Genomic DNA, 12757 nt, shown 5'->3' on the forward strand with positions numbered 1-12757 from the left:
GGAGCTATGAGCCAACTCGGTTTTTATTTCGACGCAAGTTCCTGCAGCGGGTGCCGTGCCTGCCAGGCTGCGTGCAAGGATCGTAACGATTTGCCGGTGGGCATGCTGTTCCGCCGCGTGAACACTTATCAGACTGGGGCCTATCCCGCAGCGAAGATGTACAGCTATTCGCGTACCTGCAACCACTGCGCCAGCCCGGCCTGTGTGGCGAACTGCCCGACGGGCGCCATGTGCCAGGCCGACGACGGCACGGTGCAGCACAACGATGCGGAATGCATTGGCTGCCAGACCTGCGTGAACAGCTGTCCCTACGAGATTCCCCAGTACGACGAGGAGCAGAACATCAGCCGCAAGTGCGACAGCTGCAAGGCCTATCGCGACGCCGGCATGAACCCCGTATGTGTGGATGCCTGCTGCATGCGCGTGCTGGACTTCGGCGATCTGGACGAACTGCGCGCCAAGTACGGCGACGACCTGGTAAACGAGATACCCGCGCTGCCGGTGTCCGAGACCAACCCCTCGCTGCTGATCAAGACCAAAGAGGCGGTGCTTTCCGACGACTTCAGGGACGTGATCATCTAATGTCCGCCCTGAGCCCGGACGCGTTGGCGGCACGGCGCTACCTGTACGCGCTGTTCCAAAGCGTGTTCGGCGGCGAGCCCTCCGCAGAGGCGATAGCGCTGTGGCGGGCGCCGGTAACGCGGGAGGCGGCCGCCGTGGCGGGGGTCGATGCGGATGCGATGCTGACGGCCTTGGAAGAGCTAGATGCCGAGACGTTGCAGCGGGCATATCTGCGCCACTTCGTGGGACCCGGCAAGATTCCCGTGCTGCCATGGGAATCGGCCATCGTCGGCAACGAGCGCGTGCTGTTCCAGCGGCCGACGTTGGAGGTGAGGCGCTCGTACCGGGCCGCCGGTTTCGCGCCCGTGGAAGGGCATCACGTCGCCGACGACCACCTGTCGCTCGAGTTGGGATTCATGGCGCTTTTGGCCGGGCGGGCCTTCGAAGGGGCCGAGCAGAAGGACGAAGAGGCCCAAGAGGCGGCTTTGGCGGAGAGCGAGAAGTTTCTGGACGAGCATTTGAGATGCTGGCTGGGCGATTACGCGGCGGCCTTGGCCCAGGAAGCGGATGCGGGCTTCTACGCCCATGCCGCCCGGGCGGCGGCGGATTTCATCGAAGCGGATTACCGCTGGCTTGCCGGCCGGTAAAACTACATGCCCCTCCCTGATGGGACCCCTCTTCGAGGGGTCCCATTTGCGTTGGACTTTACGGCCGGCGTTGGCGCCTCAGCCTTCCCAGCGGGTCCCCCCAGAAGGCCACGGCGCTGGCGGCGGCCACGTTCAGGGAATCCACGCCGTGGGCCATGGGGATGCGCGCCCATCACGCCGCAGGCGCCGATCCGGCCGCCCTGGAGGCCGATCTGGTGAGCCAGCGCATCGCCGAGCTGCTTGCCCGTTCGTCGTTCTTTCTGGCGCCGGCTATGCTCGCGGAGATTCACCGCTATCTGTTCCAGGACCTCGATGCCGCCGTCTATCATCCCGGTGCGTTCAAGGTCGAGCGCATGGTGAAGCAGGAGGACATCCTCAACGGCGACAGCGTGCTCTACGCCGATCCGCTGGCCTACGACATGGCCCTGGCGGGGGCTTTCGCCACGGAGCAGGCCGCGTTCTACGGAACGCTGGAGGGTGACGAGTTGGCCTCCTTCTGCCACGCGATCGCCTTTCTCTGGCAGATCCATCCGTTCTACGAGGGCAACACGCGCACGGCCGCAGTGTTCTCGATGCTCTACCTGAACTATCTTGGGTTCACGGTGTCCAACGAGCCGTTTGAGAGCCATGCGCGCTATTTCCGCGACGCTCTGGTGCGCGCTATGTACCGTAACCCCGATGCGGGAATTTTCCCCGACGAGTCTTTCCTCATCGCGTTCTACGAGAATGCTTTGGGTCGCGCCGCCCACGAGCTAAACCGGGAAGAGCTCATTTGCCCGCGCCTGTTCGATAATCCGAGCCTTATGATCAATTGATTAAAGTAAGTAATTTGTTGCAAATATAAGCATATGGCAGTCTCTTGTACTCAGGCTGCTTCGATATGATGCGCGCTGCTCTGACGGCAGACGTTCTTTCTCGGATTAAGCTGACCAGTTGTCATTAATTCACGCGATTTGGAATTGACGAATCGGAGCAGGGGGGGGTACCATAAAAGTGCTATCAATGCCATCGATCGGGAAAGGTAACTACAATGTCAAAAGAGGCCAAGATAGAGACCGAAGAAAAGCAGGTCGAGGGCGAATCTACTCAGGGAGAGAAAGTCCAGGATGTAGCTGCGGCGACTCCTTCGGAAACGGCACCCGAGGGCAATGCGGGTGATGGACAGGGAACGTCCGATAAGTTCAAGCAAGGAATGGCCGGCGCTAAATCGAACATTTCTTCCATCAAGGCCCACAAAGAGAAGCGGGCGGAGCTCGAGCAGGCCAATGCCGAGCTGGTCTCTATGCAATCGCATCACGATGAGCTGACTGCCGATCATGGCCGACGCACGGACGTCGAAACCAATTTTGACGCTATCGTCGCTGAGCAGACTGGTGTGCTAAATGAGTCGAATAAGAATATCGCAGAGTGTGTGGAGTACATCCAGACGCTCAACGACAAGTTGGAGCCGCACGAAGCCGAGCTGCGCGCCATGAACGCTCGCTTTGAGGCTGATCGTGAACCGTTTGAGCGCAAAGTTCGTCAGGCTCAGATGGAGGTCGACAATGCCAATATGCAACTGAGCTCAACCATAGATAGGCTGAAGGCTGCTCAAGAAATGCAGAAGACGTTCGAGAAGAATCTCGAGCAGGCTCAGCGCAATATAAAGGCACTGCGCAGTCAGATGCTCGATCTCGATCAGCAGGCACAGCGAATGCGGAACAGCGAAAACGGTCTGGATGAGACCACTTATATGACAGCTGTGAATGATTTGAACAGCAGGATTCAAACCGAGAACATGAACGAGAGCTCGGCGCGCACGCAGTTGGGCAACCAAATGAACGCGGTCATGCAGGCGCAAGGTGATGTTAACCGCGAGGAAGGCAACGTGCGTCTGGCAGAGAGCAAGCGCGACGGCGAGCAGAGTGAACTCAACCGCGTCATCGAGCAGCAGCAGGCGGAGCGCGCCCCTCTTCTCGCTATTATCGAGCCCTTGCGCAACGAGCTCAGTGAGTGGATTGAGGCAAAGTCGCAAAACGAGAGCGTGGCCGAGAAAGCTCAGTCGATTTTGGACGACGCCAACGACATCCATGCCCACCCCGAGATCATCGAGGACCTTGCTTGTCAAATTGCCGAGATGAAGAAGAAGCTGGAGGACCAGCAGGCTCTGATCGGACGCCTCGAAGCCGAAGAGGCGGATCTCGCTAATTCGGCCAAGAAAGGCAAAATGGTCATCGGCGGTGTGGTTGCGGCCATCGTGGTCATAATCGCGATTATTGTCCTTATTGCGACCATGTTGTAAGCGAAGCGCCGATTGGAGAACGACTATGGGCGATATCGGCTGCCTTGACTCTGCCTGCTGCGAGAGGGAAACGCAGGAGAGTGATTCTGCTGGCGCACGCGGCGCGACGGATTCCCTTATCGAGCCGGTGGATAGCGAGTCTTGTGTTCAAGATTCTCGGGCTGGCTTTCCTGTTGCCGGGTCCGATGGCGCATGGACTGGTGAGCCGTCCGAAAGCATTGAGGCAATCACTCTCGACGACGTTGCTGCAAAGCTGGACGAGTTGGCGCAGCTGTTCCGAGCAAAGATAGAGCGAAGCGAGTATGAGCTGCATGTCTCTAAAAAAATGAGCGAAGAGGTCGAGCGAGGTAGAGATGATCTCTTCCGGCAGCTCACCGCTCCGCTGGTAAGCGCCCTCGCATCGCTGCATGCGGACGCCGAGAAGACTTTCCGTCATTACGAGGCCGAGAGGGAGAGTGTGCCGCTTCGCGTGTTCGAGATGCACGTTGATGACATCGGAGATGTTCTGGCCGAGTATGGGGTGGAGGTCGATCGGCCGCTTGCAGGAGATCTGTTTGAAAGCGGTCGTTGCAGAATTGTCGGCTCGCCAGTGCCGACGAGCGACCCCGCATTGGATCGGACCATCATGGAGGTGCGGACTTCAGGCTACGCCATGGGTGGAAAGATTCTCATGCCGGCAAAGGTTCGTGTCTATCGGTTCGACAACGAAGCGCAGGGTACCGAAGCGGAAGAGATGCGAGTTGCTTCCGAGTAAAGGGAAAGGAAACGAGAAATGGGTTCTTCGGTCTGTGGTATCGATCTGGGGACGACCTACTCGTGCTTGGCATACATCGACGAAACGGGAAACCCGGTGGTAGCCAAGAACAGTGAGGGGTCGAACACCACTCCTTCGGTGGTTTGTTTCCAGGACGATGGCTCGGTAGTAGTGGGGCAGAGCGCAAAAGATGATTTGGTGTTCTCTCCCGATCGTGCCGTGGCCTTTGTGAAACGGCTGATGGGAGAAACGAACTTCGCGGCCTCTATCGATGGGCAGGACAAGTCTCCCGAGGAGATCTCCAGCTATATTCTCCGCAAGGTGGTGGGTGACGCCGAGCGAACTGCGGGAATGGATATCAAAGATGTCGTCATCACGGTACCTGCATATTTCGGCGATCCTCCCCGAACGGCGACGCGCAATGCCGGCGAGATTGCGGGGCTTAACGTTTTGCGCATCATTCAGGAGCCTGTTGCTGCTGCCGTCTATTACGGCTGCATGAAGTGCGACGGGGACACCAACGCGCTTGTTTACGACTTGGGCGGCGGAACCTTCGATGTGAACGTCATCAGTGTGAAAAAGCAGGCCGACGGCAACTCTATCGAAGTTGTATGGACTGACGGAGATAAAACGCTTGGCGGCAAGGATTGGGATGCCGCTCTCGTTCAGTACCTGAAGGACGAGTTCGAGGCCCAGACGGGCATCGGCGTTTTCGATGATGAGGCAGAAGAGGAGTTTCAGGCTAAAGCTGAGGAGGCGAAGCGACAGCTTTCGTCCAAAACTGCCACCAAGGTGTCTTTGAACATCGAAGGAGAAAAAGTAAAGGTGGAAGTATCCCGGGATACGTTCAATGCTATTACCCAGGTGCTTCTTCAGCGAACCATTGACCTCACCAAAGACTGCATGGAAAAGGCCGCGAGTCAGCGCGGAGTAAAGGTGGATCGCATTCTGCTTGTTGGAGGATCGACGCGTATGGTGCAAGTTGAGGAGGCGCTTTCGGAGGCGTTTCCTGAGCTTCTCGTCGAAATCAATGATCCCGATGAGGCGGTGGCGAAGGGCGCGGCGCTTTGCGCGCTCGACGATGCGGTGGTGATGGTGGAATCCGAAGAGCAACATGGCGGCGAGGCAGAGTCCCCGTGCGCTATTTCCGAGGACAATCTTGTCAGGAATCTCTCTCTTCCGGGCGTCAGAAACAAGATAAGCTACGCAACCTCGAAGAGCTACGGTGTCGAGGTCATGCAGGACGGCATCTCGGTGATAAGCAATCTTATCAAGAAGAACCAGCCTATTCCCGTTGACACGCACGAGGTAACTGTAGCCCAGGTGTATGGAACTGCGTATTCGGGTCAGAGTGCTGTGGAGGTTCGCATCTTCGAGAACGATGGCGTCGACGACACAGTGCCTTTAGAGGGTGAGCCCATCCGAACACAGGAGTTCACCTTGGGCAACACCTGTGCACCCGAGGGATACCCTATTCAAGTGCAGTTCAACCTAAATGAACAAGGACTGCTGTCGGTGGTGGCGACGGAAGTTGCGACGGGCAATGTGTGCGAGTTTCAGGTAGAGGCTAGCGCTGGGATGTCTTCAGACGAGCTGCAAAAGGTTAAGTCGACGGCTATGAAGGTCAAAGTAGAGTAGCTGCTATTTTATGAGATGGCAGGAGGACACAGAGGATGACGATACGAAAATGAGCGATGCGACGGTTTTGGGGGTAACATGCTGGCGCCTTCAGCTGGGTTTAAGCCCTTTCGCAGATTCGGTAACGGAGGACGAGGCGCGCAAGGCGGTCAACGACCTTAAAACGAAGGCAGCAAAAGGCAAGTCCAAAGAGGATGCGCGCCTTGAACGCCTTTTTGAGGCGCTCAACGGCAATGAAGAGATCGTTAGGCGTCATGCGCTTTCCGCAGCGGGGAGGAAGGAGGCTGTGGAGATCCTGACGCAAAGGACCGGCAGGGCTGCCGCAGAAGTGGCAGCGCAGCAGGAGAGCAGAGATTTCGATGACGAGGCTGTGGCCCTGTTCATCAAAAGCGTCCGCGCCGAGCTTCAGGAGTTCGCTCTTTACAAGCTTGACGCGTCTGAGGCGATCAAGCTGCTGGCTGCGATGGGATATGTGAGCTCGAAAGACTTCGAGGAAAGGTCGGTGGAGGCCTATAGCGCCTGTTGCAATATAGGGAAAGAGAACGAACTATTCTTTCGAAACATGTCCAAGGACTTACGCAACCTCGATTGCGCTACTGCGCGGGAGTTTATGGCGAAGGAGACCCTGAAAGCCGCTTCCGAGGGACGTGCGGTCGGAAACCTTACCCCCGTGCAATTCTTGAACGAACTCGACGGGTCGATTGGCGTGTCAGCGTCGGGGCCGGACGTTGCGCGCAAAAATATTGTCAAATCGCTTCTCCAGATTTACGGCAACCCGGGTATGCTGCAAGACTTCGTAAGGTATGAGAAACGATGTGCGGTCAACGAGTCCGCCAAGAACCTCACGGCTCTCGCGGGGGCATCGAAAATCGTGAAAAAAGGGGTCGCAGTTCCTCGAGTGCGTGATTTAGCCAAGGCTCTCGGAGGCAGTGGCGATGACGCGCCTTATCTCTTTTATGGTTGCCTGCTTGCTGCCGGTCTAAGCACAGATGCGACCTTGGGCGATTTCATGGAGGCCTTGGGCAATCAGCCGAGCGCTGACGTGTCGTCCTCGAGCCCCTCGAGGGAGGGGTCCTCTCGCGGCGGTTCGGCGGCGTCCGCACCGCAAGAGGCGCGCCCCGAAAGCCGTACGGCCCCCGTGCCACCGCAACCGCATACCTATCGTCCTGCCCCGAAGCCCTCCCGGGCGTCACGCGAAGCCACGGGAGCTTACGAGACTGCACCGCGACAGCCCGGACACCCCTCTGCGCCCGAGGCGTCTTCCTCGCAAAACCGTTCTGATGAGGGCGCGTTGCCGATCTCTTCGGAGATGTCGACTTCCAAAAAAGTGCTTTTTGGCATCCTTATCGCTTTGACGGGGCCTTTGTCTATTCCCATTGTCATCTTGAAGAAATGGGGAATATTCAGTACGTCGGGATGTGCGGGGAAGGCCCTTATCATCGTCTTTCTCTACCCGCTCATGGTCGAAATCGTGAGCATTCCCTATTACGTCATCGCCTGGGTTTTGGGTGCGGTATTCGGCTTCATCTGATATTAACGGACCTTCGTTCGCTTCAATGGGTTAGAGGAGGTTGGAAGAGCTATGGGAAACTCGATGGGCGACTTCGCGAAAGAAATGGCTAAAAGCGCTATCCACGACAAGTTGTACGGTAAAGACTCGGGTCTTGAAGCGTGTCCTGACTGCGGGAGTCAAGTTTCGAGGAGTTCGTACCGCTGCCCTCATTGTGGGTGCAATTTGACTTATGTTCGAGACCGGCGGCGTCGCGTTGCGGAATTTGGGCGCCAGGCGGTGGTGTCGGCCGCAGTGGTCGTAGGGTTCTTTCTCTTCATGATCGTGGTGTACTTGGGGGAGATGCTCTCCTAGGGTTTGATGGCTTGGCGGCAAGGGGCCTCCGTCCGGCGACCTGCTCAAGGGATAGACGTCAAGAAAACTTGATAATCGTAACATTTCCGAAATTATCAAATAGATTTGACATTCTCTGAATATCAGGTAATATCAAGAAAAATTGATACTACCTCGGAGGTGCGCGATGAACTGGACCAATGTGTACGGCCTTGATCAGCTGGGTTCGTTCCTCCAGCGGACCCGCAAGGAAAAAGGGTACACGCAAGACGAATTCGCAGAAATCATCGGCACCTCCCATGCCACGCTCTCGGCCCTTGAGAACGGCAAAAGCGTTAGCTCCCAAACGCTCATGCGCGCTGTGAGCGATTTAGGGCTGAAACTCGTAGTGCTCCCCAAAGGATCGCGGGCCGAAGTGCACGAGGATTCCGTTCCTGCGGCGGTGTTTCCGAGCTCACGTGAAGAGGGAGGCGAGGCGTGATGGCTGAAGCTCTTGAAGTTCGCCTCAGGGGCGAAAAGATCGGCGACCTGACTCGCGCGAAGAACGGCGCCCGCTTTGCGTTTTCGGAAAGCGTGGTTTCGGCGTTCCCCCTTTCCCCCATGCTCTCAACGGCACTCTGTGTGCGGGAAGAGCCCTTCGATGCCTTGAAGACGTTCTCCTGGTTTTCGGGATTGCTGCCTGAAGACGCGAGGCTCGATGAGCTGCAGCGCTTCTACGGTGTAGCCGAGGGCGATTATTTCGGATTGCTCGCTCAGATAGGTTGGGAATGCGCGGGTGCTGTTGAAGTTGTGCCTCCGGAAGATTGGACGTTGGTGCAAGCCAGTCAAGAACGATTGAGCGAGAAGAGACTGACCCCCGAAGAGCTGGCGGCGCGTTTGGCGGCGCTGCCGTCGCATCCCTTTGACGACGCATCGTCTCTTCGCGTGTCGCTTGGCGGCTTTCAAGAAAAGCTGTGTGTGATTGCAGGAGCGGAAGATTGGGTAGCGGCCGAACCGGGTCACAGCGCCCTAAGCTCCGTGGCGCTTCCGCTGGACGGGGCCCCGTCGACGCATATCCTGAAGCCTCAACCGCAGGGGCGGCTTGCGGGATTGGTGGAAGCGGAGGCGTGGGGCATGGAGGTTGCGCGTCATGCGACCGAGACGGCCGGCTCGGCTCTTCTTGATTTGCCCGACGCGCCGCCTACGTTGCTCGTGGAGCGCTTCGATCGTATGGAAACCGAGGAAGGGCTCGTGCGGCTGCACCAGGAAGACTGCGCGCAAGCTCTCGGCATAGAACCGGGACGCAAGTACGCGGCAACGGCGACGCCGACGAAAAGCGATCCGACGTATAAGGGTATTGCGGAGTTGCTAGTCCGCTACGCCGTTGATTCACTCGAAGAGCGGAAGCGACTTCTGCGTCATCTCTTCGTAAACACGGTCTTGGGGAACACCGATGCCCATGCCAAGAATTACGCGCTGCTCCACGAGGGCGATACGATTCGCCTCGCGCCGCTCTATGACGTTGTCCCGGCTCTTGAAGTTACCCCGAATGTACTGTTCATGGGCTTGCGCATCGATGGGCGCATCCGCATCGACCGAATCGAGCGAGAAAATGTTGAAGCCGAGGCACGCTCATGGGGCTTGCCTGCTCGTGTTGTGAACGAAGTTCTTGGTAAGGCGATGGGGGATATTCGACGCGGCATTGCGATTGCCTCCGAACTGTATCCCGAAGCCGGAAAGCGACATGCCGTCCCCGCGCTGGAGCGATTGAAAGCGATGGGGTTTTAGACCATGTCCGGGATGGCAAAGTAACGAATATCACCAAGCCCGGTCTTAAGTTGCCGACGGGGGAGCCCAGCCCCTTTCAGGAGATTTGCCTAAAGGGCTATACGAATATTGAACGCATCCTATCGCGACGCCGGTATGAACCCCGTATGTGTGGATGCCTGCTGCATGCGCGTGCTGTTCCAGCGGCCGACGTTGGAGGTGAGGCGCTCGTACCGAGCCGCCGGCGGACTTCGTCGAAGCGGATTACCGCTGGCTTACCGGCCGGTAAAACTACGTGCCCCTCCCTGGTGGAACCCCTCGAAGAGGGATCCCATTTGCGTCGGGGCCTTGCGGCCGGCGTTGGCGCCTCAGCCTTCCCAGCGGGTTTCCCAGAAGGCCACGGCGCTGGCGGCGGCCACATTCAGGGAGTCCACGCCGTGGGCCATGGGGATGCGCGCGGTGAGGTCGCAGGCGGCGATGGTGCCGTTGCCGAGGCCGTCGCCCTCGGTGCCCAGCACCAGCGCCAGTTTGTCGGCGGCTTTCAGGCGCGGGTCGGCGATGGAGACGGAGTCGTCGGACAGGGCCAGCGCCACCGTGGTGAAGCCGGCATCGTGCAGCAGCGGCAGGCCGTCGCGCGTCCAGTCGTCTCCGGTGCCGATGCGGGCCCAGGGCACTTGGAACACGGTGCCCATGGACACGCGGGAGGCGCGGCGGAACAGGGGGTCGTGGCAGCGCGGCGTCAGCAGAACGGCGTCTACGTTCAGGGCCGCGGCGCTGCGGAAGATAGCGCCGATGTTGGTGTAGTTGGTCACGTCCTCCAGTACCGCCACGCGATGGGCTTCGGCCAGCAGGGTGTCCAAGCTGGGCTCGGCCGGGCGGTGGAAGGCGGCCAGGGGCCCGCGGGTTTCCCGGTAACCCGTAATAGCCCGCACCTCGTCGGCGGGCGCCACCACCACGGGCGCGTCGGGGGCGACGGCGCGGATGCGCTGGAGCAGCGGGGCGGCGGCCCGCTCCCACCGCGCGTCGGTGAGCACGGCGAAGGGCACGCAGCCGGCGGTCAGCGCGCGGTCGATGACGTTCACCGATTCCGCCACGAACAGCCCCGCGGCCAGGCGATCGGGGTCGGCATCCGGGTCGCAGGCCCGGGCCAGGCCCACCAGTTGCTTGGCGTCGCGCAGCTCGCCGTCGGTCATGGTGGAGAAGGGCGCGAGATGGGCCCGCGCGCGTTCGGTATCGCACGGGGCGTTCGGGGGCAGTTCCATGGGGCTCCTACAGCTTCGGGTTCTTCGTGATGGCCGCCGGGGCGGGTGCCAGGTACCGACTAGGATACACGATGAAACCCAGCTTGCCGACGCGCGACAGCCCGGCCATCACTGCCACCGGCGCGCCGAAGCACACGATTGCCCCCAGCACGAGGCACGCCCACGGTGCCGCAGCCGGGGCGCCCAGGCATACCAGCACGAAGAACAGTAGCCGTAAGGCTAGCGGAGCTATCAGCCAGAAGGCCATGGTGTAGCGGGTAGCGAAGCGGTAGAAGGCGTTTTGGCGGGCCGGTCGGAACACGGTGGAGAACAGCGACGTTACCCACAGGATGCCCACCGCGTCCAAAATGGCGTGAGATGTCTCGCCGATCCAGCCGGCCGTGAAGGTGATGATGCTGGTGGCGATCCACAGCGCCCCCAGAGCCCAGGCCTTCTCGCGGCTGCGCAGCAGCGGCAGCGCTCGCACCAGCGCGATGGCCATGCCGCCGGCGAACCATATCCAGTTCTCGGCCACCGAGGTGATGGCGTACGGAAGCGCATTGGCCGCCGCAGCCGTAGCCGGCAGCGACAGCGCCACTACGATGCCCACCTTGCACGCCAGCGCCGCCAGCACCAGCCCGTAGGTGTTGCGGCGGCTGATGGGCGTGGGGGTGATGGCGTACAGCAGCAGGCAGGTGTAGAAGTAGCCCAGAGGCGCGATGGGCTGCACGAACAGCGCGTTCGCCAGCTCGGGCAGCGCGAGGGCTCGCTCACTGCCGCACAGCGATCCTACGGCCAGGCCCAGCACCGTGAACACGGCGAAGGGCACCAGCAGCACCACGGCCTCGCGACGCAGGTTCAGCGCCCAGGCCCGGCGCGTGCGCACGGCGCGATAGCGCTGGTACAGGTACCCGCTGCAGAAGTAGAACACGGGGAACTGCAGGGGGAACAGGCATTCCTGGGCCCAGCGGGCCAGTCCTTCGTTGGCGATGAGCCCCGCGGCCGCCGCGAAGGTGAGCAGGCTTCCCAGGGCGATGAGCAGGGCGGCGGTCGCCTCCAGGTTCAGCACCCAGGTGTCGCGCGGGTGGTCGCTGCCGTGGCCGTGCATTTCGCTAACGGCTCCGGTGACGGGGGATATGTTGGGCGCGCTCGTCATAGTCTCATCGACGCTACGGTAGCATGGGCGGCTTTCGCGGTGGTGCCGGGCGCGGCGTTGTTTTCCCAACCATTACCTTTGTCGCTGCGCGGAGCGCACATCGGCGGCGCGGGGGAGGGCGGGCAGGTTGCCCACGCCGAGGGGCGCCTCGCCTTTCAAGTTGGAGGCGCCCTGCCGACCGGCGGCAACCGGGAGAGCGCCTTTCCCGGCCGCCTGATCGGCACTGCGCCCGAGCGGTGCCGGACCGCCCAGGGCGGCGGTGCGCTCGAAGTCGCGCCGATGCGCCACGCGGGCCTTCCGGAAGATGTTTGTGGCGTGGAACTGCACGGTGCGCGGCGATACCCTGCAGCGGCGGCCGATGTCCTTGTAGCTGTGGTGATCCAGGATAAGCTGGGCGATCATGCGCTCGCGTGGCGTGAGGCCGATGGACCCGAGCCAGCGGCCCGCTTTCATTTGGGCGTCGGTTTTCCGGCGGTGTTCTTCCAGGAACAGGCGGAGGCGCACGGGCATAAGACCGTGCAGGCCGAGGTGGTTGTGCATGATGGACTCCTTTATTCGGGGAAGAGGGCTGCTCTTCGAGGGTTTACGGTCCCGAACGGGAGAGCGCACGTCTGCGCTGCGGAAAGTCGTCAGGTGTCACGCCCGGGACGCCAGCCTTCGCGATGGCGGCTTTCCTCTGCCGGGGGCGCTTCGATGATAGCATCGCTTCCGGCGGCCCCTTCAGTCCGCCCTATTCATTACCGAAGAGCAATAATAGCGTTTATTATTTGTTCATAGACAATGAAAGATATTATGAGAACATTCCAGAGCATCGTTCGGTTGAATTGCAGAGCCAGCCGAACGCCTGAGCGACGGCAGGGTTTTCCCAGTTAGCCGGACGGCCCCGCAAG

13 protein-coding genes are annotated in these 12757 nt (G+C 60.2%); 10 read left to right on the plus strand and 3 right to left on the minus strand.

The genetic code is table 11. The features are described 5' to 3' along the window. The first annotated feature begins 6 nt into the window (after positions 1 to 6). The 10 genes from VIN30_RS11170 to VIN30_RS11215 all read left to right on the plus strand — a co-directional run bounded on the left by VIN30_RS11170 (position 7) and on the right by VIN30_RS11215 (position 9491). The gene (locus tag VIN30_RS11170; protein WP_338211583.1) at positions 7 to 582 is read left to right on the plus strand and encodes a 4Fe-4S dicluster domain-containing protein; all 576 of its coding nucleotides are present in this window, start codon (positions 7 to 9) and stop codon (positions 580 to 582) included. Beyond that, positions 582 to 1208 carry a TorD/DmsD family molecular chaperone gene (locus VIN30_RS11175; RefSeq protein ID WP_338211585.1) on the plus strand — a complete coding sequence of 209 codons (627 nt, stop codon included), beginning with the start codon at positions 582 to 584 and terminating at the stop codon, positions 1206 to 1208. Before VIN30_RS11170 ends, VIN30_RS11175 begins: the two co-directional genes overlap by 1 nt. Before the next feature lie 272 nt (positions 1209 to 1480). Then, a complete protein-coding gene (locus tag VIN30_RS11180; RefSeq protein ID WP_420915330.1) occupies positions 1481 to 2023 on the plus strand; it encodes a Fic family protein in 543 nt (180 codons plus the stop codon). A 215-nt stretch (positions 2024 to 2238) separates the two neighbouring features. Continuing rightward, the gene (locus VIN30_RS11185) at positions 2239 to 3489 is read left to right on the plus strand and encodes a coiled-coil domain-containing protein (RefSeq protein WP_326425552.1); all 1251 of its coding nucleotides are present in this window, start codon (positions 2239 to 2241) and stop codon (positions 3487 to 3489) included. A gap of 25 nt (positions 3490 to 3514) precedes the next feature. After that, complete coding sequence (gene grpE / locus VIN30_RS11190; protein WP_326425550.1) at positions 3515 to 4243, plus strand: nucleotide exchange factor GrpE; 729 nt, start codon at positions 3515 to 3517, stop codon at positions 4241 to 4243. A gap of 18 nt (positions 4244 to 4261) precedes the next feature. Next, entirely contained in the window at positions 4262 to 5881 is a 1620-nt protein-coding gene (locus tag VIN30_RS11195) for an Hsp70 family protein (RefSeq protein WP_326425548.1), read from the plus strand. Positions 5882 to 5930: 49 nt separating this feature from the next. Then, positions 5931 to 7412, plus strand: coding sequence for a hypothetical protein (locus VIN30_RS11200; RefSeq protein ID WP_338211588.1), 1482 nt, complete (start codon positions 5931 to 5933; stop codon positions 7410 to 7412). A gap of 204 nt (positions 7413 to 7616) precedes the next feature. Continuing rightward, positions 7617 to 7745 (plus strand): hypothetical protein, encoded by a 129-nt coding sequence (locus tag VIN30_RS11205; RefSeq protein WP_326425545.1) that lies wholly within the window; start codon positions 7617 to 7619, stop codon positions 7743 to 7745. 166 nt (positions 7746 to 7911) lie between these two features. Next, positions 7912 to 8205, plus strand: coding sequence for a helix-turn-helix domain-containing protein (locus tag VIN30_RS11210; protein ID WP_326425544.1), 294 nt, complete (start codon positions 7912 to 7914; stop codon positions 8203 to 8205). Continuing rightward, entirely contained in the window at positions 8205 to 9491 is a 1287-nt protein-coding gene (locus VIN30_RS11215; RefSeq protein WP_338211589.1) for a HipA domain-containing protein, read from the plus strand. The genes VIN30_RS11210 and VIN30_RS11215 overlap by 1 nt, the downstream gene beginning before the upstream one ends. Positions 9492 to 9838: 347 nt before the next feature. Here VIN30_RS11215 and VIN30_RS11220 read toward each other — a convergent pair whose 3' ends face one another. From VIN30_RS11220 to VIN30_RS11230, 3 genes are all read right to left on the minus strand, one after another. Then, on the minus strand, positions 9839 to 10732 hold the full coding sequence (locus tag VIN30_RS11220) for a TrmH family RNA methyltransferase (protein WP_338211590.1): 894 nt from the start codon (positions 10730 to 10732) through the stop codon (positions 9839 to 9841). Between the two features lie 7 nt (positions 10733 to 10739). Then, positions 10740 to 11867, minus strand: coding sequence for a hypothetical protein (locus tag VIN30_RS11225; RefSeq protein WP_338211592.1), 1128 nt, complete (start codon positions 11865 to 11867; stop codon positions 10740 to 10742). Between the two features lie 72 nt (positions 11868 to 11939). Next, positions 11940 to 12407 (minus strand): helix-turn-helix domain-containing protein, encoded by a 468-nt coding sequence (locus VIN30_RS11230; RefSeq protein ID WP_338211594.1) that lies wholly within the window; start codon positions 12405 to 12407, stop codon positions 11940 to 11942. Positions 12408 to 12757 lie beyond the last annotated feature (350 nt).

The organism is Adlercreutzia wanghongyangiae (genome assembly GCF_035989245.1).
Taxonomy (GTDB): Bacteria; Actinomycetota; Coriobacteriia; order Coriobacteriales; family Eggerthellaceae; genus Adlercreutzia; species Adlercreutzia wanghongyangiae.

What these genes read in the sequence shown, in the direction of transcription:
- VIN30_RS11170 (WP_338211583.1), top strand. Translation starts at nt 7, where the DNA reads ATGAGCCAACTCGGTTTTTATTTCGACGCAAGTTCCTGCAGCGGGTGC.
- VIN30_RS11175 (WP_338211585.1), top strand. Translation starts at nt 582, where the DNA reads ATGTCCGCCCTGAGCCCGGACGCGTTGGCGGCACGGCGCTACCTGTAC.
- VIN30_RS11180 (WP_420915330.1), top strand. Translation starts at nt 1,481, where the DNA reads ATGCTCGCGGAGATTCACCGCTATCTGTTCCAGGACCTCGATGCCGCC.
- VIN30_RS11185 (WP_326425552.1), top strand. Translation starts at nt 2,239, where the DNA reads ATGTCAAAAGAGGCCAAGATAGAGACCGAAGAAAAGCAGGTCGAGGGC.
- grpE (WP_326425550.1), top strand. Translation starts at nt 3,515, where the DNA reads ATGGGCGATATCGGCTGCCTTGACTCTGCCTGCTGCGAGAGGGAAACG.
- VIN30_RS11195 (WP_326425548.1), top strand. Translation starts at nt 4,262, where the DNA reads ATGGGTTCTTCGGTCTGTGGTATCGATCTGGGGACGACCTACTCGTGC.
- VIN30_RS11200 (WP_338211588.1), top strand. Translation starts at nt 5,931, where the DNA reads ATGAGCGATGCGACGGTTTTGGGGGTAACATGCTGGCGCCTTCAGCTG.
- VIN30_RS11210 (WP_326425544.1), top strand. Translation starts at nt 7,912, where the DNA reads ATGAACTGGACCAATGTGTACGGCCTTGATCAGCTGGGTTCGTTCCTC.
- VIN30_RS11215 (WP_338211589.1), top strand. Translation starts at nt 8,205, where the DNA reads ATGGCTGAAGCTCTTGAAGTTCGCCTCAGGGGCGAAAAGATCGGCGAC.
- VIN30_RS11220 (WP_338211590.1), bottom strand. Translation starts at nt 10,732, where the DNA reads ATGGAACTGCCCCCGAACGCCCCGTGCGATACCGAACGCGCGCGGGCC.
- VIN30_RS11225 (WP_338211592.1), bottom strand. Translation starts at nt 11,867, where the DNA reads ATGACGAGCGCGCCCAACATATCCCCCGTCACCGGAGCCGTTAGCGAA.
- VIN30_RS11230 (WP_338211594.1), bottom strand. Translation starts at nt 12,407, where the DNA reads ATGCACAACCACCTCGGCCTGCACGGTCTTATGCCCGTGCGCCTCCGC.